Here is a 26,028-nt window from a genome sequence, read left to right on the forward strand (position 1 = left end):
ATCTCAGATCCTAAGGATTGATCACCCCGGCTAGCGTCCGGTTCATGCCCATACCGCTTCCTCCGCCACCTCCTGTCGCCGAAGTGCGACAAGTGGATCAGAGCATCGGCAACAGAATCAAGATTGGAGAGATCTCCCAGAAAAGCGCCTGGTTGTGGATTGGAGGCGACGGAATGTCTCCCAAACAACTCTGGCTGCCCTTAGACGTCCTGACCGGCCGCCTTGGATTCCGCAGAACAACAACGGCTTCAGGCGAGCAACTCGAATGGTTCGGACGTGATCAACTCCTGAATGATCTCGAGACCCGCACCCTCGAGGACGAGGTGGCGGTGGATGCTTGGCCCTGGTTCCGCGCCATCGGCGTCTCAGTGCAACGACGGGACACCACCCTCGACCTCTCTCTGGAATCACCGAGGATCGTGGCGATCCGTCAAGGCCGTGGAAGTACAGCTGGCCGCGTGGTACTTGACCTTTCAGCTCCGGCACTGATCCAGCGCGATGAGCAGGGACTGGTTGTGAGTGTGCAGAGCAACCGATCCCAAACCAATCTTTTACGCCAGCTGGGCCTGTCCCCGCAGAGGTTTCAAGAGGCCCTACGACTGAAGCACCGGGATGGAGATCTCGACTTTTTCACCCTCAAAGCCCCCTGGCGCATCGTCATGGACGGGACCCAGCGCCGATCGGTCTCCAAGGGGGGAACGCGCGCCTCGCCTTTTGTGGCAGCGCGTTTCACCCCCGAGATCCAGACCGCAATCCGCAAGGGTCTGATCCTGGACATGCGGGTCGTGCAGGTCGGGGTCAAGCCCCTGCGGATCTATCGCGCAGGATTGCCTCTGGGCAACGAAAGCCTCCTGCTGCGACCACTGGCCCCACTCAGGGCTCAGACCGGGCTTCGATTCCTCAACCAACTCGCCCAGCCAGTGAACTCCCTCGCCGCCATCAACGGCGGCTTCTTCAACAGAGTGCGTCAACTGCCTTTAGGAGCTGTACGCCTCGATGGGGTCTGGCTTTCAGGTCCGATTCTCAACCGTGGAGCCGTGGGCTGGGATGGACCAGGCCCGCTTCTGTTTGACCGGCTTCGCCTCGATCAAGAGATGCGCGTGAACGGTGGACGTCGCTGGGGACTTGGATTTCTGAACAGCGGCTACGTGCAGCGGGGCTTGAGCCGGTACACCCGGGCTTGGGGCCCTATCTATCGGTCTTTGAGTGGAGAGGAACTAGCGATCCTGATCCGCGACGGGCGGGTCACTGATCAGTTTTCCAAGACTGAACTCGCTCGCGGAGTCCCACTGCCAGAGGGTGCATCCCTCGTCGTGGCCCGTGCCAGAGCGCCCCTGCCGGCCAAGCCCGGAGACGAGGTTGCAATTCGTTTGAAGGTGTCGAGCCCGGTGGGAGAACGCCGTCAGGTCATGGCTGGCGGCCCTCTGCTGCTGAAGGAAGGACAGGTGGTGTTAAGAGGTCGACAGGAAGGATTCAGCTCCGGGTTTCTCGGGCAAGCCGCGCCTCGGACCGTGGTGGGGCAAGACCCCAAGCATCGCTGGATGCTGACTCTCGAAGGACTAAGCGGCAGCGATCCAACCTTGCTCGAAACCACGCTGGCCCTGCAGCAACTTGGCCTGAGCGACGCTCTCAATCTCGATGGTGGAAGCTCCACCACCATGCTGATCGCCAACAGAACCGTGATGACAGGACGAGGAGTACCGCCGAGGATTCAGAACGGTTTGGGGTGGATCAAACCCTGACTTGAGAAGCTGCGACACTGAATTCACTTTTAAACACACGACGGTGGGCGCAATCCTTCAGATCACCGCAGCTGCCGCTGCCGAACTCGGGCGCCAGGCTGCGGTGGCGGGGACGCCAGGACTGATGCACCTCGATCTTCAGAGTGGACATTGCGAACGGCACGTCATCCGTTTGCGACCGGGGCACCTCTCAGGAAGCCCGATCGCAAGGGCTGACGGAGTCACCGTCCATGCGCCTGAACCCCAGATCGAGCTGCTTGAAGGACTGACCCTCGATTACCGAAGTGACATCAGCGGCGGTGGATTCCTGATTCTCAGCACTGATCAGGTGCGGTGTTGCGCCTGTGGAAGCGCTTTCAGTCGCAGTTGACTGAATCGGGGAGGTCGACCCGGTAATGTGGTGGATTGTCGAACCAGGTCGGGTCCCCGGCCGCATACCGACCGTCGATGCCAACCATCCAGCAACTGATCCGCACCGAGCGCCAAAGCTCTAAAGCGAAGACCAAATCACCCGCGCTCAAATCCTGCCCTGAGCGTCGCGGAGTCTGCACCCGTGTGTATACCTCCACCCCAAAGAAGCCGAATTCGGCACTTCGCAAAGTGGCGCGTGTTCGCCTCACATCTGGCTTTGAAGTAACGGCCTACATCGGCGGCATCGGTCACAACCTTCAGGAGCACTCGGTTGTGTTGATCCGCGGAGGCCGCGTCAAAGACCTGCCAGGAGTTCGCTACCACATCATCCGTGGAACGCTCGACACTTCCGGCGTGAAGGATCGCCGTCAGTCCAGGTCCAAATACGGCGCCAAGACGCCTAAGGAGTGATGCCAAGCGATCCACTCATCGGATCGCCAGCACACGTCCTCCATCCCACCACCCTTCATCGTTCCCTCCCACTGACAGTCCATGTCACGCCGTAATGCCGCCGTCAAGCGTCCGGTTCTGCCGGATCCCCAGTTCAACAACCGCCTGGCAACAATGCTCGTGGCCAGGCTCATGAAGCACGGCAAGAAGTCCACGGCGCAACGCATTCTTTCCGATGCCTTCGGCCTGATCGGAGAGCGCACTGGTGGTGATCCCATTGAACTGTTCGAAACAGCCGTCAAAAATGCCACCCCCCTTGTGGAGGTGAGAGCACGACGCGTGGGCGGTGCCACTTACCAGGTACCGATGGAGGTGCGTCAAGAAAGGGGGACAGCCATGGCCCTTCGCTGGCTGGTGAGTTTTTCCCGTGCGCGCAACGGTCGCAGCATGGCCCAGAAGCTGGCTGGTGAATTGATGGATGCGGCCAATGAGGCGGGCAGCGCCGTGCGCAAGCGCGAAGAGACTCACAAAATGGCCGAAGCCAACAAGGCCTTCGCCCACTACCGCTACTGATCAGCAGTCGCCCTAACGGCCTCATTGGCCGGGGGCTGACCTGTAGAGTCTCACCCGCCTTTTAACGCCCCACCCCGGAGTTTCCTGTGGCTCGCGCCTTTCCCCTGGAACGCGTCAGAAATATCGGTATTGCCGCTCACATTGATGCTGGCAAAACCACTACCACCGAACGGATCCTGTTTTATTCAGGTGTGGTCCACAAGATCGGTGAGGTGCACGACGGCGCCGCAGTAACCGACTGGATGGCCCAAGAACGGGAACGTGGTATCACGATCACTGCAGCTGCCATTTCCACGAGCTGGAACGATCACCGCATCAACATCATCGACACCCCTGGGCACGTCGACTTCACCATTGAAGTGGAGCGCTCCATGCGCGTGCTGGATGGTGTGATTGCAGTGTTCTGTGCTGTAGGAGGCGTCCAGCCCCAATCGGAAACCGTATGGCGCCAAGCCGATCGCTATTCCGTTCCCAGGATGGTGTTCGTGAACAAGATGGACCGCACTGGTGCGGACTTCCTCAAGGTTCATGCTCAGATCAAGGATCGACTTAAAGCCAATGCAGCCCCAATCCAACTCCCTATTGGTGCTGAAGGTGATCTAAGCGGAATTATCGACCTGGTCGAGAACAAGGCCCACATTTACAAGGACGATCTGGGTCAGAACATCGAGATCACGGATGTTCCCGACGACATGAAGGATCTGGTCGCCGAGTGGCGCAACTATCTGATGGAGGCCGTCGCCGAGACCGACGAAGCGCTGATCGAGAAGTTCCTCGAAACAGGCGAACTCAGCGTCGAGGAACTCAAAGCTGGCATCCGTAAGGGCGTGCTCAAGCATGGCTTGGTGCCGGTTCTGTGTGGCTCAGCCTTCAAGAACAAGGGTGTGCAGTTGGTGCTCGATGCTGTTATCGACTACCTTCCGGCTCCGATTGATGTACCGCCGATTCAGGGTGTGCTTCCCAACGGAGAAGAAGCGGTTCGTCCTTCCGATGACAAGGCACCCTTTAGTGCACTTGCCTTCAAGGTGATGGCTGACCCGTACGGCAAGCTCACCTTCGTTCGGATGTATTCCGGTGTGCTGCAAAAGGGCAGCTACGTCATGAACTCCACGAAAGATTCCAAGGAGCGCATTTCCCGTCTGGTGGTGCTGAAAGCAGACGACCGTGAAGAGGTCGACGAGCTGCGCGCCGGCGACCTTGGTGCTGTGCTTGGCCTCAAGGCCACCACCACTGGAGACACCCTTTGCTCTGCTGAAGATCCGATTGTCCTTGAGACCCTGTTCGTTCCTGAACCGGTGATTTCCGTGGCCGTGGAGCCCAAGACCAAGGGCGACATGGAAAAACTCTCCAAGGCACTGGTTGCTCTAGCCGAGGAAGACCCCACCTTCCGCGTAAACACTGACCAAGAAACCGGTCAGACCGTGATTGCCGGCATGGGAGAGCTTCACCTAGAGATCTTGGTAGACCGGATGCTCCGTGAATTCAAGGTCGAAGCGAACATCGGTGCACCTCAAGTGTCCTACCGGGAAACCATCCGCGCGTCCTCACGAGGCGAAGGCAAGTTCTCCAGGCAGACTGGAGGTAAAGGTCAGTACGGTCATGTGGTGATCGAGATGGAACCCGGTGAGCCGGAATCCGGATTCGAATTCGTCAACAAGATCGTCGGTGGTGTTGTTCCCAAGGAATACATCAAGCCCTCCGAAATGGGCATGAAAGAGACCTGCGAATCAGGCGTGATTGCCGGGTATCCGCTGATCGACGTAAAAGTCACGATGGTCGATGGTTCATATCACGATGTGGACTCGTCCGAAATGGCCTTCAAGATCGCAGGATCCATGGCCTTCAAAGATGCAGTCAAGAAGTGCAACCCTGTACTTCTTGAACCGATGATGAAGGTCGAGGTCGAGGTTCCCGAGGATTTCCTTGGCTCGATCATCGGCGACCTGTCCTCCCGTCGAGGACAGGTTGAAGGTCAGGCAATTGACGATGGAACGTCGAAAGTCTCGGCCAAGGTGCCCCTGGCCGAGATGTTCGGCTACGCCACCGAGCTCCGATCCATGACCCAGGGTCGGGGTATTTTCTCGATGGAATTCAGCCACTATGAGGATGTTCCTCGCAACGTGGCAGAGGCCATCATCTCCAAGAATCAGGGCAATTCCTGATCTCTAAACTCCCCTAATCCACTCCCTCGATTCTTTACAAAAATGGCACGCGAGAAGTTTGAAAGGAACAAGCCTCACGTCAACATCGGCACCATCGGCCACGTTGACCACGGCAAAACCACACTCACCGCCGCGATCACCAACGTGCTGGCCAAGAAAGGCCAGGCCAAGATTCAGAATTACGCTGACATTGATGGCGCCCCTGAGGAAAGGGAGCGTGGCATCACGATCAATACTGCACACGTCGAATACGAAACTGACACCCGTCACTACGCCCACGTCGACTGCCCCGGTCACGCGGACTATGTGAAGAACATGATCACCGGTGCCGCCCAGATGGACGGTGCGATCCTGGTGTGTGCCGCCACCGACGGCCCCATGGCCCAGACCAAGGAGCACATCCTCCTGGCCAAGCAGGTGGGCGTTCCCGCTCTGGTGGTTGCTCTGAACAAGTGCGACATGGTCGATGACGAAGAGATCATCGAACTGGTGGAGATGGAGATCCGCGAACTGCTCTCCAGCTATGACTTCCCCGGCGACGACATCCCCGTGGTTCAGGTCTCTGGCCTGAAGGCCATCGAAGGCGAAGCCGAGTGGGAAGCCAAGATCGACGAGCTGATGGCAGCTGTCGATGCCAATATCCCCGAGCCAGAGCGGGAAGTTGACAAGCCCTTCCTGATGGCGATTGAGGATGTCTTCTCGATCACGGGTCGAGGCACTGTGGCCACCGGCCGTATCGAGCGTGGCATCGTCAAAGTCGGCGAAGAAATCGAGATCGTCGGCATTAAAGACACACGCAAAACCACCGTTACCGGTGTTGAGATGTTCCGCAAGCTGCTCGATGAGGGCATGGCCGGAGACAACGTCGGCCTGCTGCTGCGCGGCATCCAGAAGGAAGACATCGAGCGCGGCATGGTGCTTGTGAAGCCAGGCTCCATCACCCCCCACACCAAGTTTGAGGGTGAGGTGTACGTGCTGAAGAAAGAAGAGGGCGGTCGCCACACTCCTTTCTTCGCTGGCTATCGCCCGCAGTTCTACATCCGCACGACGGATGTGACCGGCCAGATCACCGCCTTCACTGCCGATGACGGTAGCGATGTGGAAATGGTGATGCCTGGTGACCGCATCAAGATGACCGGCGAGCTGATCTGCCCGGTGGCCATCGAGCAGGGAATGCGTTTCGCCATCCGTGAAGGCGGCCGCACCATTGGTGCAGGCGTGGTCTCCAAGATCATCGAGTGATCTAATCCCCTCCTCGTTAGGGGATGAACCGGCTGAGGTCGGATCATCCCCTAATCTTTTTAAAGGAGTCAGCTGTATTCCTAATCAGCTGAACCGCACCTCGACAATCCACCTTTCGTGATCTCCTTAGGAGATTCCAAATTGCTTCATGTCAACTGCCATTGCTCAGCAGAAGATCCGCATCCGTCTCAAGGCGTTTGACCGCCGCATGTTGGATCTCTCTTGCGACAAAATTATTGAAACGGCCGACAACACGGCAGCGACTGCCATCGGCCCAATCCCCTTGCCTACCAAACGCAAGATTTACTGCGTGCTGCGTTCCCCTCACGTGGACAAGGATTCCCGTGAACACTTCGAGACCCGCACGCATCGGCGCATCATCGATATTTATAGCCCTTCGGCGAAGACCATTGACGCGTTGATGAAGCTGGATCTTCCCAGTGGCGTTGATATTGAAGTGAAGCTCTGAAGACAGCTCGTTGAACCGGTCAGCTTCCTAGGATCAAAAACCCGATTGATGCATGCGTGGCTGACCTGTCCGTCAGAGAACTTCCTCTTTTCCCTCTGCCGGACATCGTGCTCTTCCCGAGCGATGTTCTCCCCTTACACATCTTCGAGTCCCGCTATCGGATGATGCTGCAGAGCGTCTTAGAGACCGACAGGCGTTTCGGTGTCGTCCGGTGGGACCCACACACCCAGAGCATGGCCTCTATTGGCTGCTGTGCCGAAGTGATCCAGCATCAAACCGGTGAAGATGGTCGAAGCAATATCGTCACGCTTGGGCAGCAACGCTTCCGGGTTCTGAATGTGACCCGTGAGACGCCCTTCCGCACGGCCATGGTCAGTTGGATCGAAGACGATCCAGTTGAGGACATGAATTCGCTCCACTCCCTGACCGAGTCTGTTGCATCGGCTTTAAAAGACGTTGTCGAACTCACCGGCAAACTCACCGACTCACCGACTGCGCTCCCCGAAGATTTGCCTGATCTCCCCAGAGAACTCTCCTTCTGGATCGGTGCTCACCTGGGAGGCCCCGTTGCCGATCAGCAACAGGAACTTCTTGAGCTCACTAGCACCCGCAGCAGACTGGAACAAGAGTTCAGCATGCTCGACGAGACCCGCCGTCAACTGGCAGCTCGCACCGTGCTGCGTGACACCCTGTCGTCCTCCAATACGGACAACGGCTGATGCCACTGCCTGCTTTTCTCGGACCAGCGGCGATCGGTGTGGCGGCTGCCGCGGGCGCCTATGTGCTTTGGTCTCGGCGCAATCGCGCTTACCTCTCCAGCGAGAGTGTTGCTTCGGCATACGACGCCTGGACGGAGGACAGGCTTCTTGAAACTCTTTGGGGCGATCATGTTCATCTCGGTCACTACGGAGCTCCCCCCCGCAACAAGGATTTCCGTCGTGCCAAAGCCGATTTCGTCCATGAATTGGTTCGCTGGAGTGGCCTAGACCAGCTGCCACCTGGAGCGAAAGTGCTGGATGTGGGTTGCGGCATCGGCGGCAGCGCCAGGATTCTGGCCAGGGATTATGGGTTTGACGTTCTTGGAGTCAGCATCAGCCCAGCCCAGATCCGCCGGGCCACCGAGCTCACCCCGGAGGGGGTGACCTGCAGGTTCGCCGTTATGGATGCCCTCGATCTAGAGCTGAACGATGAGGAGTTTGATGCGGTTTGGAGTGTGGAAGCCGGTCCGCACATGCCGGACAAGCAGCGTTATGCCGATGAATTGCTGCGCATGATCCGTCCCGGTGGAATGCTGGCCATCGCGGATTGGAATCGTCGCGACCCGCTGGATGGACCTTTGAATCGCCAAGAGCGCTGGGTCATGCATCAGCTGCTCACCCAGTGGGCGCACCCTGAATTCGCCAGCATCCGTGGGCTGCAGCACAACCTGGAAACCAGCGTTTATTCGAAAGGTCCGATCGCAGTGGCCAATTGGAATCAGCAGACATTGCCCTCCTGGAACGATTCGATCCTTGAAGGATTAAGACGGCCCTCAGCCGTTCTGCGACTTGGCCCCTCAGCCATCGTTCAGGGTTTGCGCGAAACACCGACACTGCTGTTGATGCGCTGGGCCTTCGCCCGGGGAATGATGCAGTTTGGTGTGTTTCGCCTGAATGGAGATCAGGAGAGATCTGAACTCGGATAAGCCCCGAACTGAGCCAGATGTTCACAGAGGGGGTGAAGCTGGTCCTCCAATGCATCGAGAACGCCTTCAACGTTCGCGCTCGGGAGCTCCACATCCACAAAGAACACGTATTCGCCGAGCTCCCGTTTGGAGGGACGGGATTCGATCCGACTCATGTTCAGTCCCAGCCCAGCGATGGCCTGGAGCGCCTCGATCAGCGCCCCAGGTGCATTGCGATTCAAGGAAAAAGCCAGGCTGGCAACATCTCCCTCCCGCAGCCGTTCACCCCGTTTCAAGAGAAGAAAACGGGTGCAGTTCCCTGCAACGTCATTCACAGGAAAGGCAAGCTGTTGCAACTCCAGGCGTTCCCCAACGGAACGATCAGCAATCGCCGCACGGAAGCGACTGCCTCGCACCATGCGAGCGGCTTCTGCCGTCGAGCTGGTGGGAAGCTGCAAGGCCCCGGGAAGATTGGTGGAGAGCCATCCGCTGCATTGCGCCAAGGCCTGGGGATGCGACAGAACCTCCGTGATGTCTGCCATTGATCCGCTGCTGAGCAGGGCATGGCGAATCGGGAGCACCACGGCTCTCCGAACGCAGAGATCCCGATGAGACCAGAGGGCATCCAGGCTTGCGGTAACCCCGCCCTCCACAGAATTCTCCACGGGAACCACGGCACCATCGCAGCGGCCATCCGCCACATGGTCCACAACCGCGCGCAATCCGGAGCACGCCACCAACTCTCCGTCGGGGATGCCTTCAAGCGTGAGCATCTCCCTCGCTGCCCGTTCTCCGTAGGTTCCCTTGGGCCCTAGAAAGGCCAACCGCATCGGCATGAATGACCGTCCCTTGCATCGATAGGATCATGCCGCGTCAGCAGAAGGTCCATGGCTCTGGCCTTCCACGCCAGTCAAAAGCTCGATCTGCCGGTCGTGGCCCAAAGCACGCTCCTAGAGGCTTACCTGCAGGAAAAGGATCGCGTCATCAAAGCCCTACTCGATCCCCGTCAGCTCTCCAAAACAGGCGAAGGAACTTACACCTACACAGTCACCACACTCCAGGTGTTTCAACTGCAGGTGCGACCCGTCGTTTCCCTGGCCGTCAGCCTCAGTGAAGGTGTCCTCTGCATCCAGGCGACGGAGGCGACCCTCGACGGACTGGGCCTCGTTGATGATTTCCAACTCAGCCTCGAGGCCCTGTTGGAAGCCACGGATCGTGGCCTGCAAGGTGAAGCAAACCTCGCTGTCAACGTCAGCCAACCCCCGCTGCTTCGATTGATTCCGAAGCGTGTTCTGGAAAGCACCGGAGAATCCATCCTCAACGGCATCCTGATCACGATCAAAGGCAGGGTCGGCCGCCAGCTGGTCAACGATTTTCAAGACTGGTGCGTGCGTTCCAGTGATGGAGCCCAAACCACTCCGTCAGCTTTGGGCTCCATCACTGGGAAACAACCGGGTTAAAAATGAACGCCGATGCATGGACGTTGGACCTGCAGCGAGCAAGGACTGCCGGTGCAGAACCGTGCCATAGCCGGCATGGCGTTCCAGGCCATAACCAGGGAAACGTTCTGCAAGCCGTTGCATCAACCCATCACGGGTCACTTTCGCCAGAACACTGGCTGCAGCAATCGAGGCCTCTTTGCTGTCTCCACGCACTATTGAGCGCTGATCACCGGCCCAGAGGCGCAAGGGAAGCACGCCATCGACAAGCACAAGCTCAGGGTGTTTCGGAAGCTTCTGCAGGGCCCTGAGCATGGCCAATTCCGTGGCCAACCTGATGCCATGCGCATCGATTTCCCTTGCTGATCCCTGGCCAAGAGCCCAGGCCGAAGCCTTGGCTTGGATGTGGGGAACCAGGTCTACCCGCCGTCTGGCGGACAGAGCCTTGCTATCAGTAAGCCCCAGCGCCGTGAGCTCCGCAGCGGCCGATTCAGTAAGACTCACCGCAGCAGCAAAAACAGGCCCGAACAGACAACCGCGGCCGACCTCATCGACACCGACGATCACCCGTCGGTTGCGGAGGAGCGTCGACGACGGCGACCAAGCCGGGTCTCCTCCCCATTGCTGTTGGTGTCCTGTGGTGCTTCATCTTCCGAGGTCTCAACATTGGGAAGGGAGATGGAAACAGCCGATTCTGGCACTGGAGCCATCTCAAGGGGAGTGATCTCCACCAAGAGCGGAGGTTCAGGTTCCGCCGTCAACGAGTCCTGACCCTGCTGCTCAGACGTCTGAGGAGCCATGGTGGATCCACCCGTGCTCCTGCCACCGCCTCTCCCCCCACGGACACCACGGCGACGACGACGACCAGAAGAAGCGGCCAGCTGCTCGCGGGCTTCGTCCAAAACAGCTTCAGCGTCCTGCCCCGGACGAACCACACGCACGAGGAGATTGTCCTGGTCGGGCGGAGGATCAAGAAGCAACACAGGATTCAGCCCAAGCCAGCCATAGACCCTTTCCTGTTCTTCATCCATGGGAACAGCCACCAATTCAGGATCTTGACGCCGTGTCGCCGGTGCGGGCTCTGTGGCTTCACTCGAAGACTCACCTGATGCAGCGGGCGCCAAACTGTCATCCAGGACTGAAGGATCCGCCGTGGCCTGAGAGCGCCCACGACCACTGCGTCGCCGCCTGCCGTTGGTGGACTCTGCGGACAAAGACACCTCCGCTCGAGCCGATGAGGCCGAACGGACGAGCCCCGTGGCAGTGGCTAACGGCTGGAGAAGATCTTTACCGGGGAGAACAGCAACATGGCCGAGACCGCCACAGCTGGCACAAGCTCGGCCAAACAATTCATAAATGTTCTGACCTTGACGCTTACGAGTCAGCTCCACCAGGCCTAGCTCGGTGAGCTGAGCAATCTGAGGACGAGCTGAATCGTCACGAATCGCCGTCGTGAAATGCTCCAGAAGCTGAAGCTGATCGCGACGCGAATCCATGTCGATGAAATCGATGATGATCACGCCGCCGATGTTGCGCAGTTTCAGTTGCCTTGCGATCTCAACTGCCGCCTCACAGTTAGTCCAGAGCACCGTTTCCCTGGCATTCGCGGAGCGGGTGAAGGACCCCGAGTTCACATCGATGACCGTGAGCGCCTCGGTGGGTTCGATGATCACGTACCCGCCAGAAGGTAGATCCACTCTGGGCTTCAGGGCATCGCGGATCGCCGCATTGACCTTGAAATGCTCCAGAAGCTCGTCAGGCTCGCCGTGAGCTTCCACACTGAAATGGGTCGCCTCTTCACCGAGAAATCCGGTCACTCTCTCAACAGCTGCCGGATCATCGACAACCACACGACTGAGCTCTGGAGCGATGTGATCTCGGAGGATGCGGTGAATGAAATCCTCATCACGGTTGAGAAGCACCGGCGGTGACGCGGTCTCAGCAGCCTTCTGGATCGCTTCCCACTGCCGCATCAGTGACTCCAGATCATCGATCAGGAGTTCTTCGCTCACCTCGTCTGCTTCGGTACGAATCAGCAAACCCGCGCCCGGTGGTTTCACAAGAACCCCCAGGGCCCGGAGGCGGTTGCGCTCACCTTCGGAGCTGATTCTCTTGGAAATATTCACCCCCTGGCCACTGGGTTGAAGCACGAGGTAGCGCCCTGGGAGAGCCAGATTTCCTGTGAGCCTTGGCCCTTTGGTGCCGGTTGGCTCTTTCATGACCTGCACCAGCACCTTCTGGCGAGGTTCAAGCAATTCGGTGATCCCTGCGGAACCTTTCTTGAGGCGCAGGGGACCGAGATCAGTTACGTGGATAAACCCGTTCTTCTCGCTTTCGCCGATATTGACGAATGCTGCATCAATTCCCGGAAGCACATTTTCAACTGTGCCGAGATAAACATCACCAATCTGATAGCGGCCTTGGGCCACAATCAGCTCATCCACACGGTCATCAGTCAGAACCGCTGCGATGCGCAGCTGTTCAGCGATGACAATTTGCTGGGGCATAAACAGAACTGACGACGCCCGTCAGGACAGAAGCCGGTTGATGGGCTTAACAGCTCATCGAACGGAAGGAAATTGATCGAGATGCCCGAAGGCAGAAATGATTTGGAGTGAATTACTCCTTTCAAAACAATCAACGTAAAAACGAAGATCGATGAAGACGCGATGGGCCTTTCTTTCCAACCAATCTGGACAAGAAGACCGGGACAGATCTGTGGCGTAAGCCCTTGATGTGATGTCCTGAACGAAACCTAGCACTGCAGGAGTCCCAACTCCATGCGCCGTACCTGGGAGAGCGTTAGCTCATCATCCAGTCGCTCAGACAGCCAGTGGCAGAGCTGGGCAGGTTTGAGACTGCGCCCCTGTTCATCCACAGCTGCTATCAACTCCAATTGAGCTGATGACGATGAATCAGCAGCATCAATAGAGACCAAGCGCAGCGTCTTCAGCAGGACCCTGACATCACGCCGACGAGGCCGCCCCTTCTTGTCGGTGTCCTCCCAGATCAGTTCATCTTCGCGGAGCATCTCCGCAATCGCGCCCTCCCAATCAGCTTTGGAAGAATGCTCTTTGGCGGAGTGAGCACTCAGGGTGAAACGCCAGCGACTAAACACAATCCTTTGGGAGAGGCTCGGAGAGGACACAGGAACCTCTTCTGCGGACAGAAGGCTCAACCCAGGAGGCAAGCGGGCCTGCCAGGACTCTTGAGCGACTTGTGGATCAACAGGTTCAATGAATTCCAGATCCATCCACTCGCCCTCGGCCTCGACACCAAGAGGAAGCGCCAGTGCCAGCTGCAGGCGGGGAAGAGGATGGAATCCTCCTGTGAAGCTCACCGGCAGGCCCGATCGCCGCAGTGCTCTCTCAAACAGACGCACAAGGTCGAGATGACTCAGCAGTGCCATGGCTCCGGTTTTACTGAAGCGGAAGCGGAGCCTGCAGACACGCTCACTGGCCGGAGACCGTTGAGGCCGGGTCTCTGGGACCGCTGGAGGCGGCACCACAACGTTGTGACCCAGGTCAGGGCCACAGACACCGCAGCTGCTGCAACCATCAAAGGAGCAGTCAGGAACGACTGTGGCGGCAAGCGCATGCTGGAGATCATCAGCAAGCCACTGCTTCTCGATGCCGCTGTCGATGTGATCCCAGGGGAGTGGCTGACGGCAGAACGCCTGCAGATCGCGCCGCTCAAGCGCAGCCACAGCACTCCAGCTCCCGAGTTCCATGGCTCGATAGCGCCCCTCCAGGCCGGCTGCAGCGATGGCCCCGGTCCAGGCCTCATAGGTGCGATCAAGAGCCTCGAACCAGGCATCCATCCCTGCCCCTGCACGCCAGGCCGATTCGATCACCGGTGCCAAGCGACGGTCTCCACGGCCAACGAAATCCTCCATGGCCGAAAGGCGGACATCCGTGAAATTGAAACGCACCCCGCGCAGCCTTCTCCCTGCCTCCCGAAGCAACTGCTGACGACGCAGGAACTCCTCCGTGGAGACGCTGTGCCACTGGAACGGCGTGTGCGGTTTGGGCGTGAAGTTGCTGATCGTGATGTTGAGACTGAGGCGTCCAAGATCTCGGCAACGCTCCTGAAGCATCCGACAGGTTTCGGCGACACCGAGCACATCCGCATCGGTCTCGCCTGGCAGCCCGATCATGAAATAGAGCTTCACTTTGCGATAACCGTTCTGCATAGCCGTGCGGATGCCCTGCAGCAGGTCTTCATCCGTGAGCCCCTTGTTCACGATGTCCCGCAGCCGCTGGGTCCCGGCCTCAGGAGCGAAGGTGAGACCGGCCTGCCTTGCACCGCCGAGGATGTGAGCGATGTCTTCGTCGAAGCGGTCCACCCGCTGGCTGGGTAGCTGGAGTGTGACGTTGCGGTCGGCCAAGCGGTTGCGCAGCTCCACCCCCACCGCCGGTAGAGCGAGGTAATCGCTGCAGCTGAGAGACAGCAGCGAAAAATCGCTGTATCCGGTGCGTTCCATGCCGGTTTCAACGGCCTCAATCACAGCCTCCGGCTCAACATCCCGGGCAGGGCGCGTGAGCATCCCCGGTTGACAGAAACGGCAGCCGCGGGTGCAGCCGCGCCGAATTTCCACAGTGAGGCGGTCATGGACCGTCTCCACGTGGGGAACCAGCCCCATGGCGTAATGGGGCATCGGTGTGGCCACCCGACGCAGGACACGTGGGGGCAGCTCAGGATCAACCGGCTGCAGGGTGACGCCGTCCTCTCCCACCTCGTACAGGGACGGCACATAGATCCCAGGCACCTGAGCCAGATCCCGAAGCAGCTGTGAGCGGGTCAGGCCATGGGCCTTCGCCTCAGCCACCACCAGTCCGATCTCGGGGAGCAACTCCTCACCATCACCAAGGGCGATGAAATCAAAGAAAGGGGCATAGGGCTCAGGATTGCTGGTGGCTGTTGGGCCTCCCGCGAAAATCAGCGGCGGAGCTCCTGGGGCATCCAGGGGAAGATCCCCGCGGTCGCCCGCACGGATCGGCACGCGACACAAGGCCAGCATCTCCAGGATGTTGGTGGCACCGAGCTCGTAGCTGAGGCTGAATCCCAGGATGTCGAAGGCATTCAGAGGCCAGCGGCTCTCCACCCCGAACAACGCCTGCTCCTTCTCTCTTAAACGTTGCGCCAGATCGGATGCCGGCAAATAGGCCCGGTCACAGACCTGGCCTGGAACGGCATTGAGAATCGAATAGAGAATGATGTGGCCGAGATTGCTGGCTCCGACCTCGTAGACCTCGGGGTAGGTGAGTGCCCAGCGGACCCGCGCTCCAGCCCAGTCTCGGGGGACAACACCCAGTTCATGGCCGATGTAGCGGGCGGGCCGGTTGATGCCCGCATCCACGAGCTCATCGAACGGGACAGTCTGGAGCGTTGTATTCAGGGAGACGGTCAAGACGTCCCGACCCGGCTCACTGCATCGTATGTAGCAGGATGCCTCCAGAAATCGGTTTCCCTGTGGTTCAGGTCAACGGCAATTACCTCAAACTCAAAGCTGGATATCTTTTCCCAGAAATTGGCCGCCGTGTAAAGGCCTTCAGTGCCGCCCATCCCGATGCCGCCCTGATCCGCCTCGGTATTGGTGATGTGACAGAACCCCTGCCCCAGGCCTGCCGAGAAGCGATGAAAACCGCCATCGATGCGATGGGAACGACCGAAGGCTTCCATGGCTATGGACCTGAACAAGGCTACGGCTGGCTGCGTGAGGCGATCGCGACCCACGATTTCAAAGCCCGCGGCTGCGACATCAGCGCTGAAGAGATCTTCATTTCTGACGGTTCCAAATGCGACAGCAGCAACATCCTCGACATCCTGGGCGAAGGCAACCGTGTAGCTGTCACGGATCCCGTGTATCCGGTGTACGTCGACAGCAACGTCATGGCCGGCCGCACCGGTGAAGCCGGCGATGAAGGCCGCTACGCCGGACTGACCTATCTACCAATCAGCGCCGACAACGGTTTCGCTGCCCAGATCCCCACGAATCCAGTGGATCTGATCTATTTATGCTTTCCCAACAATCCCACCGGGGCCGTTGCCACCAAAGAACAATTGAAGGCCTGGGTGGATTACGCCCGCGCCAACGAGGCTCTGATCCTGTTCGATGCGGCCTATGAAGCCTTCATTCAGGATCCAAGCCTGCCCCATTCGATCTTTGAAATCGAGGGGGCCCGTGATTGCGCGATCGAATTCCGCTCCTTTTCCAAGAATGCCGGATTCACCGGCACCCGCTGCGCCTTCACCGTCGTGCCAAAGGGGCTAAGGGGCAAGGCAGCCAACGGTGATGCCGTGGAGCTCTGGAACCTGTGGAACCGCCGTCAAAGCACCAAGTTCAACGGCGTGAGTTACATCATTCAACGCGGTGCCGAAGCGGTGTATTCCCAAGCCGGCCAGGCCGAGGTGAAGGCTCTCGTGAGCTTCTACATGGAGAACGCCGCCATCATCCGCCGCGAGCTCAGTGCGGCGGGCCTCACGATTTATGGGGGTGAGCACGCGCCCTACGTGTGGATCAAGACTCCAGATGACATGGACTCATGGGGCTTCTTCGACCACTTGCTCCACAAAGCCAATGTGGTGGGCACACCCGGCAGTGGCTTCGGTGCCGCGGGCGAGGGCTACTTCCGACTCTCTGCGTTCAACAGCCGGGACAACGTCGACACTGCTATGGCCAGAATCCAGGCACTCTGACCAGGCATGTTCGGATTCGCTTTAGATTTGAATCAGCAGAGCTCGAAGGTCATGGCCGTGGAGACCCCCAGCCTCACCCCCGGAGGAGCAGCAGTCCTAGACAAAGCCCCTGAGCGCGTGCGCAAGCAGTCGCCTCGCTACAAAGTGCTGCTCCACAATGATCCTGTGAACTCCATGGAATACGTGGTGTCCACGCTCAGGCAGGTGGTACCGCAGCTCAGTGAGCAGGACGCGATGGCGGTGATGCTCGAAGCGCACAACACCGGCGTGGGTCTTGTGATCGTGTGTGATCTCGAGCCGGCAGAGTTCTATTGCGAAACCCTGAAAGGCAAGGGGCTCACCAGTACCCTTGAACCAGACACCTGATCTTCAAATCCATCGTCGCGCTATGGAACGCCCTGCTTAGGGCACGACCACGTTGGGTTGCCACGATGGTTTTAATCCCAGCTCTCTATGGGCTTGGATGGGTTGCTGTGCAGCCTTTGGGTCTTCTGCTCGCTGATGACCCCACATCGTTGCGACTGTCCCTGATTGGCACTTTCGCAAGTCTGTTGCTGTTTGTGCTGGTGCTGCCGAGCTGGGTGAGGAATCGCTGGAACCAGCCTCATCCCTGGCTAACCCTTGGTCTTCGCAGTCACAGGCATGCCCCCTCGTCCGGTCGATGCCTGATCGCAGGCCTGCTGCAGTCGCTATCACTTCTCACCTTGATCAGCCTGTCGCTGGTGCTCGGATCCTGGGGACGCTGGCTGGGCGAACTCAACGCTGCAGATGCACTCAATGCCCTGGCACTGTGTTTCGGCGTCGGACTCGCAGAAGAACTGCTATTTCGCGGATGGCTTTTGGGTGAACTCTCTCAATTCACAGGGCCTCGCACCGCCGTCGTGTCACAGGCACTGATCTTCAGCTTGGTGCACACCCGGTTCAATCTGGGTGTTCTTCCCATGCTCGGTTTGCTGATTGGACTGACGTTGCTCGGCCTGGTCCTAGCCATTCAGAGACGACTGAATGAAGGCTCTCTCTGGGGATGCATCGGCTTACACGGCGGACTAGTTGGCGGATGGTTCGCTCTGCAGGGAGGCTTGCTGCAGATCTCACCAAGCGCACCGCAGTGGCTCATCGGACCTGGAGGCGCCCATCCCAATCCCATTGGAGGGCTGGTGGGAATCGCAGCTCTCACCGTGCTGCTCAGTCGTCAGCTGACGGCCTTAGCAAGAGCGCCGCGCCCCTGAACCGGAGCCCGCAGGGCTTCATTCAGGCTTGAAGTGCCGTAATCGCGCTCAAGAAGATCCATCACGGTTCGTCCGAAATCCGATGGATTTAAGTCGAAGGCTTCCAAACACACGCGTCCAAAAGTGCTGCCCATGGGCTCTGGGTTCCAGAGAAGCTTTCTGGCCGTCCAGGGCATCATGCTCATCGGGTTGTAACCAGGCTTGATCAGTCCTTGATCAAATCCGTACTGCTCGAGGTGGGTGTGGGGTTGCAAGCCGATGAAAAAGATCGCAGGCTCGACTCGATCAGGGCCGAAGATGGCCTCGAGCTCACGGTGGTAAGCCACGGTCTGACGGATCGTCTCGGGACGCTCATCGATCACGTTGAACGAGTAGTTCACGGACACGTGATCCTTGAATCCCGCTTTCGCGAGCATCCTGCAACTATCGAGAACAGTGCGGAGGTTGTAGCCCATGCGCATTTTGCGCACGAGCTCCTGGGAGCCTGATGTGATGCCGATTTCGAAATAGCTCATGCCCGTGTCCACCATCAGCTGAGCCAACTCGGGGTCAAGGTTGTCGGCACGGATGTAAGCAGCCCAGCGAATGCCAGTGAGACCTTCGGCCTCGATCGCCCGCAGCAGTTCCTTGGCATCTTCGATGTAACGCCGTGCCGGAATGAATTGAGCGTCGGTAAACCAGAAACCTCGCACTCCGCGGTCGTAAAGCTGGCGCATTTCCTTCACCACTTCGTCCACCGGATTGAGGCGCACCTGCTTGCCCTCCACCACGGTGTAAATGCAGTAGCAGCAGTTGTGGGGGCAGCCGCGCTTGGTTTGAACCCCGACGTAGAAGTCACCGCCTTCGAGGTACCAGTCGAGCTGTGGCCAGATAGAGGCAATGTAGTCGTAATCGCAGGCTGTTTTCGGGCGGCTTTCCGGTTGTTCGTGAATCAGACCGGCACGCGGCGAAGCTCCCACAACGAAGCAGCGTTCGCCTTCGAGACTCTGGCCGTTCAGAAGTTTCTCAAGCAGGGGTTCACCCTCTCCAATGGAAACGATGGTTCCCTTTGGCAGGGAGCGACCAAGTTGCTCATAAAACACACTCACGGCTCCACCGCCAAGGACGGCTCTGGCTTGAGGCTGATAACGACGCGCACGATGCAGCCCCTGTTTCACAAGCAACTGATTGCGACGCAGCTCTCCGTAGTGACTGGTCATCAATCGCAGACCACCAAGAGCACCATGGAGGCGTTTCACGGGATTCCGCGAATAAAACACCTCGAATGAGTTCTGAAGAGGATTTCCTCCTCGGCCATCCACCGGCGCGTAGATCTGAATGTCTCGCCAGGAGAACACCAGAAGAGTGGGCTGAAACTGATCAATCGTGATCCGAAGAACACGATGAACGTCCAAAACAGGCAAGGCGGCCAGGTCGAGAATGCGTTGAGGCAATCCTGGAAAACATTTATGGAGATGGTCTGCCAGGTAGATCGGACCGATCGGGAAGATCGGGTTGCAAGGAAGTCGCACCAACAACACCCGCTCTCCCGCGGCGAGGCCCGAGGCTGAGAGCGGTGACGGCTGCGAGAAATCGTCCATGAATCGGACGCTAACAAGCACTCCCCAGATGGCGGGACGGGCTGGAGCTCAACGCTTCTTCACAACGACTTCATAAAGCACTGGATATCTTTCGCAATGTTGCTTTACACTGCGGGCTGGCAGGGCATTCCTGCCCTTCCGTAACCGCTCTTCGGAGCCTTCTTTTCCGTACTCATGACCACCACCATTCAGCAGCGCTCCGGCGCCAATGGCTGGCAGTCCTTCTGCGAGTGGGTCACCTCCACCAACAACCGCCTGTATGTGGGCTGGTTCGGTGTGCTGATGATCCCCACCCTGCTGGCTGCCACCACCTGTTTCATCGTTGCCTTCATCGCAGCACCCCCCGTCGACATCGACGGCATCCGTGAGCCCGTCGCCGGCTCCCTGATCTACGGAAACAACATCATCTCTGGTGCTGTTGTTCCTTCCTCGAACGCCATCGGCCTGCACTTCTATCCCATCTGGGAAGCTGCTTCTCTCGATGAGTGGCTGTACAACGGCGGTCCTTACCAGCTGGTTGTCTTCCACTTCCTGATCGGCATCTTCTGCTACATGGGTCGCGAGTGGGAACTTTCCTACCGCCTCGGCATGCGCCCCTGGATCTGCGTTGCTTACAGCGCACCTGTGGCTGCTGCCTCCGCCGTGTTCCTGGTGTACCCCTTCGGTCAGGGTTCCTTCTCTGACGGCATGCCCCTCGGCATCTCTGGCACCTTCAACTTCATGCTGGTGTTCCAGGCAGAGCACAACATCCTGATGCACCCCTTCCACATGATGGGCGTCGCAGGTGTGTTCGGTGGCTCCCTGTTCTCCGCCATGCACGGTTCACTGGTGACCTCCTCCCTGGTGCGTGAAACCACCGAGAGCGAGTCCCAGAACTACGGCTACAAGTTCGGCCAAGAGGAAGAGACCTACAACATCGTGGCTGCCCACGGTTACTTCGGTCGCCTGATCTTCCAATACGCCTCCTTCAACAACAGCCGCAGCCTTCACTTCTTCCTGGCTGCCTGGCCTGTGGTCGGCATCTGGTTCACTGCCCTGGGCGTCAGCACCATGGCTTTCAACCTGAACGGTTTCAACTTCAACCAGTCCATCCTTGATGGTCAGGGCCGCGTCCTGAACACCTGGGCTGATGTGCTGAACCGCGCCAACCTCGGCATGGAAGTGATGCACGAGCGCAATGCTCACAACTTCCCCCTCGACCTGGCTGCTGCTGAGTCCACTCCTGTGGCTCTGCAAGCACCTGCCATCGGCTGAGGCTGAAGTCTCTTACCCAAAGATTCAGCGTCAGTTGAATCGGAAAGCCCTCACCTCACGGTGGGGGCTTTTTGTTTTGGGCTGAAATCCATTCACTTAACCTGCTTCACCTTTCACACTTCGCGTCCATCGACCTTGATCGAACTCATTCTTTCGGTCGGCCTGGCTTTCATCATGCTGAGCCTCGGTCTATCCCTTCAACCGGCTGATTTCAGCAGGGCTCTTGGCCAGCCGCGCGCCCTAATGGGAGGAGCTTTAGCTCAGCTCATTCTTCTGCCTCTTGTGGCCTTCGGTCTTCTGAGCTTGTCAGGACTGGATGGCGACCTTGCCCTGGGGATCATGATCCTGAGCTGCTGTCCGGGAGGAATCACCTCCAATGTGATGACGAGGCTCTCCCGCGGAGATGTGGCACTGTCCATCTCTTACACAGCCCTGGCCAGTCTGGTGACAGCGTTCACTTTGCCGGTGGTTCTCAGTCTCACAGCACCGTTGTTGCTTCCGAGCCAAACCCTCGAGCTGTCTATCCTTCCCCTCAGTCTCAAGGTGTTTTCCATCTCCACCGTGCCGGTGGTGATCGGGGTATGGACCGCTCAGCAGGCACCTGGCTTCTGCAAACGCAATAGACAAAAGGCGGAACGGCTCGCCAATCTGTTGTTCGTTCTGATCGTGGCGGGCACGCTGATCAGCCAATGGTCTGTTTTTACGAGCAACCTGAAGTCGATTGGCCCAACTCTTTTGGCCCTGAATTTGTTGATGCTGGCCATCGGACTGAGCCTCGGCAAACTGCTGCAGATGTCGACTGAACAGACCACAAGCTTGTCCATTGAAGCGGGATTTCAAAACGGCACCGTGGGCATCGTCGTGGGATCGTTGCTCGGGCCAGACCTGATGCAAAGCCAGCTCAACAGCTTCAGCCTTCCGTCTGCTGTTTACGGCGTTCTGATGACAGTCACCATTCTTCCCTTCATCGCGTGGAGACGAAGCATCAAGCCCATGACAACACAACCCTGAGGCTGGATATCACCCAGCGGCGATCTGCCCTGTGGTCCAGTAGCGAACGCGTGCGGGATGGGTGTCGAGGTATTCGTCGACAGCGATCTCAGCTGACCGGTCATTGGCCTTGAGCAGCAGGTCTGACATCTCCTGATCCGGGAGATGGAAACGGGTCAAGAAGTCAGCGAGATCGGGAGCATCCAAATCAAGACTGGGCCGACCCAGCGCATGAATCCACTCAATGCCACCAAAAACACGCTTCGGGTCTTCGAGAAAGCGCAACTTGTAGCGGGCGAACATCCAATGCGGCATCCAGCTGGTGACAATCACCCATTGCTCTCGGCGAATGGCCTGGTCAAGCACCGCCGTCATCGCCGCACTGCTCGACGCCACCAAGTCCAGGTCATTGAGTTGGTAGCTCTTGAGCGCCTCTGCAGACGCCTGATTCAACCCTGAACCGGGATCGATCCCTTGCACGCGGTTCTGAAAACGAGAGGCCAGAGCAGGGTCCCGCAACTGCTGGATCGACGAGAGCTCAGCCTTCGGGATGTAGTTGGGAACCACCCAACCCAGACGGCCGGAATACATCGACCCGAAATCGAGCACGCGGTCGCGCACCCGTTGCCAGTAGTCACGATGGGTCAGTGGCAACCAGGCCATCAGCATCATGTCGAGATCGCCGCGAGCAACTGAGGCGTATTGAATGCCGATGTCAGCGAGAACTCTCTCCACCTCGATGTTGTAGGCCTGCTGAATCACCTTCTGAGCGATCAGGCTGATGACCTCGGCATCAGCCCAGGGAGACCAACCCAGTCGTAGAGGAGATCCAGTTAATGCTGAGGTGGGTTGCGGTGTACGTCCAGTCTCCGGACCTGCCACCTGGGACGTCCGAGCAGAAGGTTGACTGAGATTGACCAAGCTGGCCATCGAAGCCCCCGCAAGCCCCAGGCCTCCAAGCAACACCGCGCGTCGACGGATGCGGTTGTAATCACTCATGACGACCTCCAGGGAGACATCCACGCGCGCCAGCGCTGACGAAGGGGTTGCACTTCGCGGGCTGTGAAGCTCTGACTGAGACGGTCGAGGATCACGGCAAGGATCACTACAGCAATTCCACCCTCGAAACCCAGACCCACGTCGAGCTGCTGAATGCCACGCAACACCACATCGCCTAAACCGCCTCCGCCAATCATGGAAGCGATCACCACCATGGACAGAGCCAGCATGATCGTCTGATTGACGCCCGTCATCACCGTGGGTAGTGCACTCGGCATCTGAACTTTCCAGAGAAGCTGGCGTTCACTGCATCCGAAGGAGCGTCCTGCTTCGATCAGATCAGCAGGGACCTGTGACAATCCGAGCTGCGTCAATCGGACGACAGGAGGCATGGAAAAGATCAGGGTGGCCAGGATCGAAGGCACCTCACCGGTGCTGAACAGCATCACAGCAGGAATCAGATAAACAAAGGCCGGCATGGTCTGCATCAAGTCGAGGCAGGGCCTCACCAGACGCCAAACCGAGCGGTATCGGGCCGAGAGGATTCCCAAGGGCAAGCCGATCACGAGGGCCAATAGCGAGGCCGTGATCACCAAAGCCAGAGTGGCGATCATCTCGTTCCAGAGCTGGAGGGAAAGCACAAGGTTGAGGCCGAGAAGCACGAAGAGCGCGAAGCCTCCACTCACTCTCCAGAGACCGATCGCAGCCACGCTCCAGGCGAGCAACCAAGCCGGAGGACTGTCTAGAAGCATCTCGGTGAAGGAAACCACGGCGAGAACCGAGACCTTGATCACATCAAAAGCACCCTGAGCATTGGCGAGCAGCCAGGCAACGATGACGTCGACACCTTGACCCAGCCATCCAGCCTGATGTGCCGCTGCGAGGAGAGTCATGAACCCAATCCCTCCATCGATCTGAGCAGTTGATGGGCGCTGATCACACCAATGAATTGCTGCCCAGAATCCAGCACAGGCACTGGATCAGAGCACAGAGCCACCGATTGGATTGCATCCTTGACGCGAGTTCTCGACCGCAAGACGGTGGTTTCTGAAGCGTCAAGCCAACCCCGTTGCGCGGTGACCATCCCCAAGAACCGGCGCTGTGAGTCCATGACATAAAGCGTGTCCTGAGATCGCTCAGGACGGGGGTCGCCGTCCTGAAGCACAAGCTCACGGTTGGTAGGCATCGCCACACGGTCGACGGTCAGCACCGATGTCACATCCACATCCCTGAAGAAACGCCGGACCTCCTCGCTAGCGGGTTGATGCAGGAGGGTTTGGGCCGTATCGCACTGGAGCAGTCGCCCTCCCTGCATCAGAGCGATCCGGTCACCGATCCGAATGGCTTCATCAAGGTCATGGGTGATGAAAACAACCGTGCGGCGCTGCTCCGCCTGGAGATCGAGAAGCAGATCCTGCATGTCGACACGAATCAGAGGATCGAGGGCTGAAAAGGCCTCATCCATGAGCAGGATCGGGGGATCGAGCGCCAGCGCTCGCGCCAGGCCCACGCGCTGTTGCATCCCTCCTGAGAGTTGCGCGGGTCGCTTGCGCAACTCCTGTCCCAGTCCCACCCGCTCCAACGCCTCGATGGCTCGGGATTGCCGAACTCTGCGTGGAACGCCAGCAACCTCAAGGCCGAAGGCCGCGTTGTCCAGAACGCTCCGATGGGGGAACAGCGCAAACGATTGAAAAACCATCGCCATCTGATGCCGGCGCAAGTCAGCCAGCTCGGAGGGCGTCAACGCAGCGAGCGAACGCCCCTGCACCAAGACATCACCAGCAGAGGGTCGAATCAGTCCGTTGAGCAGTCGCAGCAATGTGGACTTACCCGAGCCGGACAGGCCCATCACAACAAAGATCTCGCCAGCGCAGATATCGAGGCAGACATCTTGCACAGCAGCGCGAGCACCCAGTTGCTGATGGAGCTGATCGGGGTCTGCGCCGTTGCGCAATTGATGAACTACCTCAGAGGAAGAACCACCGAATACTTTCCACGCCGACCTTATGGAGATCTCTGACCGCACTTCAGAGCCCTCCGAGAACCTTTAAGGCTTATAGCAAAAACAAGAAGAGGCATGAGGAATATCAATCCAAAGACCTTGAATGAGCACAGATTTAAATTCATGAGACCAACTGCAGCACAGGGCTTCTCGCGAATATGCGTATAAATCTAAAGCGATTAATTTCACCGGAAAGCTGACAGCTATCCAGTTCATGGTTAGCTTGCAAAGGGAGCGTGAATCTTGTTCATCGTTCACATCAATGGTGTTGCGTGCACTGCAGTCAAAGGGTCTGCGGCATCGCTGCCATTTCCAGTGCAGTCAAGAGCGAATTCGGCATGACCTCAACCAAGAGCCACCCTTCAGCGGAGTCCGGTGATGCTCAGCGGTTCGGCGAGACCCCCGAAAGCGTGAGGGAAACGGACCACTACCAGCAGGAGTACATCGAGCAATTCGCTGACCGGTGGGATCGTCTCATCGATTGGCAAGCACGGGAAGAAGCGGAGGGGGATTTCTTCGTGAAGCTGCTTCGAGAGCACGGAGCCAAGTCCATTCTGGATGTGGCCACGGGGACCGGATTTCATTCCGTGCGGCTACTTCGCGAAGGCTTCGAAGTGGTGAGCGTGGATGGGAGCCCGAACATGCTGGCCCGGGCTTTCAAGAATGCTCGCAGTCGTGACCTGCTGATGCGGACGGTTCACGCCGACTGGCGTTTTCTGAACCGCGACATCCATGGCGAATACGACGCCGTGATCTGCCTGGGCAACTCCTTCACCCATTTGTTCCGGGAACGGGATCGGCGCAAAGCCCTAGCGGAGTACTACGCCGTTCTTAAGCACAACGGCATCCTCATTCTCGACCATCGCAACTACGACAGACTCCTCGAAGGAACCTCAACCAGCGGCAAAAGCAACGTGTATTGCGGCAAGGATGTGGAGGTTGGTCCTGAGCATGTGGACGACGGACTCGCGCGGTTCCGCTACGCCTTCAGCGATGGGAGCACTTACCACCTCAACATGTTCCCCTTGCGTCATGGCTACGTGAGGAGGTTGATGCGCGAGGTGGGCTTCCAGCGCATCACCACCTACGGCGACTACCAACGCGGCCACGACGACCCTGATTTCTACGTGCACGTTGCCGAAAAGGAATACCTCTTCGACACCGATGTGACCGCGATCTAAACC

Annotated in this window: 24 protein-coding genes; 16 read left to right on the top strand and 8 right to left on the bottom strand. The window is 58.4% G+C overall.

The features are described 5' to 3' along the window. Positions 1-44: 44 nt before the first annotated feature. From ACLM45_RS07200 to ACLM45_RS07240, 9 genes are all read left to right on the top strand, one after another. A complete protein-coding gene (locus ACLM45_RS07200) occupies positions 45-1,742 on the top strand; it encodes a phosphodiester glycosidase family protein (RefSeq protein WP_415411266.1) in 1,698 nt (565 codons plus the stop codon). Positions 1,743-1,785: 43 nt separating this feature from the next. Next, positions 1,786-2,112 carry an AIR synthase gene (locus ACLM45_RS07205; protein WP_415411267.1) on the top strand — a complete coding sequence of 109 codons (327 nt, stop codon included), beginning with the start codon at positions 1,786-1,788 and terminating at the stop codon, positions 2,110-2,112. A 77-nt stretch (positions 2,113-2,189) separates the two neighbouring features. After that, the gene (rpsL, locus tag ACLM45_RS07210; protein WP_415411268.1) at positions 2,190-2,564 is read left to right on the top strand and encodes a 30S ribosomal protein S12; all 375 of its coding nucleotides are present in this window, start codon (positions 2,190-2,192) and stop codon (positions 2,562-2,564) included. Between the two features lie 81 nt (positions 2,565-2,645). Next, on the top strand, positions 2,646-3,116 hold the full coding sequence (gene rpsG / locus ACLM45_RS07215) for a 30S ribosomal protein S7 (protein WP_006042262.1): 471 nt from the start codon (positions 2,646-2,648) through the stop codon (positions 3,114-3,116). A gap of 86 nt (positions 3,117-3,202) precedes the next feature. After that, positions 3,203-5,278 (top strand): elongation factor G, encoded by a 2,076-nt coding sequence (gene fusA / locus ACLM45_RS07220; protein WP_415411269.1) that lies wholly within the window; start codon positions 3,203-3,205, stop codon positions 5,276-5,278. 42 nt (positions 5,279-5,320) lie between these two features. Continuing rightward, entirely contained in the window at positions 5,321-6,520 is a 1,200-nt protein-coding gene (tuf, locus tag ACLM45_RS07225) for an elongation factor Tu (protein WP_415411270.1), read from the top strand. A 148-nt stretch (positions 6,521-6,668) separates the two neighbouring features. Continuing rightward, positions 6,669-6,989, top strand: coding sequence for a 30S ribosomal protein S10 (gene rpsJ, locus ACLM45_RS07230; protein WP_006042265.1), 321 nt, complete (start codon positions 6,669-6,671; stop codon positions 6,987-6,989). A gap of 56 nt (positions 6,990-7,045) precedes the next feature. Then, positions 7,046-7,708 carry an LON peptidase substrate-binding domain-containing protein gene (locus tag ACLM45_RS07235; RefSeq protein ID WP_006042266.1) on the top strand — a complete coding sequence of 221 codons (663 nt, stop codon included), beginning with the start codon at positions 7,046-7,048 and terminating at the stop codon, positions 7,706-7,708. After that, a complete protein-coding gene (locus tag ACLM45_RS07240) occupies positions 7,708-8,673 on the top strand; it encodes a methyltransferase domain-containing protein (protein WP_415411271.1) in 966 nt (321 codons plus the stop codon). The genes ACLM45_RS07235 and ACLM45_RS07240 overlap by 1 nt, the downstream gene beginning before the upstream one ends. Here the strand turns inward: ACLM45_RS07240 and pheA are convergent. Further along, positions 8,649-9,488 carry a prephenate dehydratase gene (gene pheA / locus ACLM45_RS07245; RefSeq protein WP_415411272.1) on the bottom strand — a complete coding sequence of 280 codons (840 nt, stop codon included), beginning with the start codon at positions 9,486-9,488 and terminating at the stop codon, positions 8,649-8,651. The two genes, ACLM45_RS07240 and pheA, sit on opposite strands and share 25 nt — an antisense overlap. A 51-nt stretch (positions 9,489-9,539) precedes the next feature. On the opposite strand from pheA, the gene ACLM45_RS07250 reads away from it, so the two are divergent. Beyond that, the gene (locus ACLM45_RS07250) at positions 9,540-10,112 is read left to right on the top strand and encodes a DUF1997 domain-containing protein (RefSeq protein ID WP_415411273.1); all 573 of its coding nucleotides are present in this window, start codon (positions 9,540-9,542) and stop codon (positions 10,110-10,112) included. On the opposite strand, the gene ACLM45_RS07255 is transcribed toward ACLM45_RS07250, so the two are convergent. The 3 genes from ACLM45_RS07255 to ACLM45_RS07265 form a co-directional block, all read right to left on the bottom strand. Continuing rightward, positions 10,074-10,658: a ribonuclease HII gene (locus tag ACLM45_RS07255; protein WP_415411274.1), complete on the bottom strand. Its 585-nt coding sequence runs from the start codon at positions 10,656-10,658 to the stop codon at positions 10,074-10,076. The genes ACLM45_RS07250 and ACLM45_RS07255 overlap by 39 nt on opposite strands. Continuing rightward, complete coding sequence (locus tag ACLM45_RS07260; RefSeq protein WP_415411275.1) at positions 10,655-12,598, bottom strand: Rne/Rng family ribonuclease; 1,944 nt, start codon at positions 12,596-12,598, stop codon at positions 10,655-10,657. The genes ACLM45_RS07255 and ACLM45_RS07260 overlap by 4 nt, the downstream gene beginning before the upstream one ends. 248 nt (positions 12,599-12,846) lie before the next feature. Then, complete coding sequence (locus ACLM45_RS07265; RefSeq protein WP_415411276.1) at positions 12,847-15,501, bottom strand: TIGR03960 family B12-binding radical SAM protein; 2,655 nt, start codon at positions 15,499-15,501, stop codon at positions 12,847-12,849. Between the two features lie 62 nt (positions 15,502-15,563). Between ACLM45_RS07265 and ACLM45_RS07270 the strand changes: the two genes are divergently transcribed. The 3 genes from ACLM45_RS07270 (at position 15,564) to ACLM45_RS07280 (ending at position 18,019) form a co-directional block, all read left to right on the top strand. Further along, on the top strand, positions 15,564-16,790 hold the full coding sequence (locus tag ACLM45_RS07270; protein WP_415411378.1) for an LL-diaminopimelate aminotransferase: 1,227 nt from the start codon (positions 15,564-15,566) through the stop codon (positions 16,788-16,790). 51 nt (positions 16,791-16,841) lie between these two features. Then, on the top strand, positions 16,842-17,156 hold the full coding sequence (gene clpS / locus ACLM45_RS07275; protein ID WP_006042274.1) for an ATP-dependent Clp protease adapter ClpS: 315 nt from the start codon (positions 16,842-16,844) through the stop codon (positions 17,154-17,156). A 65-nt stretch (positions 17,157-17,221) separates the two neighbouring features. Next, complete coding sequence (locus ACLM45_RS07280; protein WP_415411277.1) at positions 17,222-18,019, top strand: lysostaphin resistance A-like protein; 798 nt, start codon at positions 17,222-17,224, stop codon at positions 18,017-18,019. On the opposite strand, the gene ACLM45_RS07285 is transcribed toward ACLM45_RS07280, so the two are convergent. After that, entirely contained in the window at positions 17,983-19,599 is a 1,617-nt protein-coding gene (locus tag ACLM45_RS07285) for a photosystem II high light acclimation radical SAM protein (RefSeq protein ID WP_415411278.1), read from the bottom strand. The two genes, ACLM45_RS07280 and ACLM45_RS07285, sit on opposite strands and share 37 nt — an antisense overlap. 174 nt (positions 19,600-19,773) lie before the next feature. Here ACLM45_RS07285 and psbA point away from each other — a divergent pair, with 174 nt between their 5' ends. Together psbA and ACLM45_RS07295 are read left to right on the top strand one after the other, a co-directional pair. Further along, on the top strand, positions 19,774-20,853 hold the full coding sequence (psbA, locus tag ACLM45_RS07290) for a photosystem II q(b) protein (protein ID WP_006040880.1): 1,080 nt from the start codon (positions 19,774-19,776) through the stop codon (positions 20,851-20,853). A 135-nt stretch (positions 20,854-20,988) separates the two neighbouring features. Beyond that, positions 20,989-21,864 (top strand): bile acid:sodium symporter family protein, encoded by an 876-nt coding sequence (locus tag ACLM45_RS07295; RefSeq protein WP_415411279.1) that lies wholly within the window; start codon positions 20,989-20,991, stop codon positions 21,862-21,864. Between the two features lie 9 nt (positions 21,865-21,873). Here the strand turns inward: ACLM45_RS07295 and ACLM45_RS07300 are convergent, their stop codons facing one another. Genes ACLM45_RS07300 through ACLM45_RS07310 form a run of 3 tightly spaced genes read right to left on the bottom strand, consistent with a single transcriptional unit; the run spans position 21,874 to position 24,868 of the window. Beyond that, on the bottom strand, positions 21,874-22,842 hold the full coding sequence (locus ACLM45_RS07300; protein WP_415411379.1) for a glycine betaine ABC transporter substrate-binding protein: 969 nt from the start codon (positions 22,840-22,842) through the stop codon (positions 21,874-21,876). Next, positions 22,839-23,735: an ABC transporter permease gene (locus tag ACLM45_RS07305; RefSeq protein ID WP_415411280.1), complete on the bottom strand. Its 897-nt coding sequence runs from the start codon at positions 23,733-23,735 to the stop codon at positions 22,839-22,841. The genes ACLM45_RS07300 and ACLM45_RS07305 overlap by 4 nt, the downstream gene beginning before the upstream one ends. Then, positions 23,732-24,868, bottom strand: coding sequence for a quaternary amine ABC transporter ATP-binding protein (locus tag ACLM45_RS07310; protein WP_415411281.1), 1,137 nt, complete (start codon positions 24,866-24,868; stop codon positions 23,732-23,734). Before ACLM45_RS07310 ends, ACLM45_RS07305 begins: the two co-directional genes overlap by 4 nt. A 314-nt stretch (positions 24,869-25,182) precedes the next feature. On the opposite strand from ACLM45_RS07310, the gene ACLM45_RS07315 reads away from it, so the two are divergent. Further along, on the top strand, positions 25,183-26,025 hold the full coding sequence (locus ACLM45_RS07315) for a class I SAM-dependent methyltransferase (protein WP_038005172.1): 843 nt from the start codon (positions 25,183-25,185) through the stop codon (positions 26,023-26,025). Positions 26,026-26,028: the final 3 nt, after the last annotated feature.

The sequence above is a fragment of the Synechococcus sp. A10-1-5-9 genome, assembly GCF_047716785.1.
In the GTDB taxonomy this organism is placed as follows: Bacteria; Cyanobacteriota; Cyanobacteriia; order PCC-6307; family Cyanobiaceae; genus Synechococcus_C.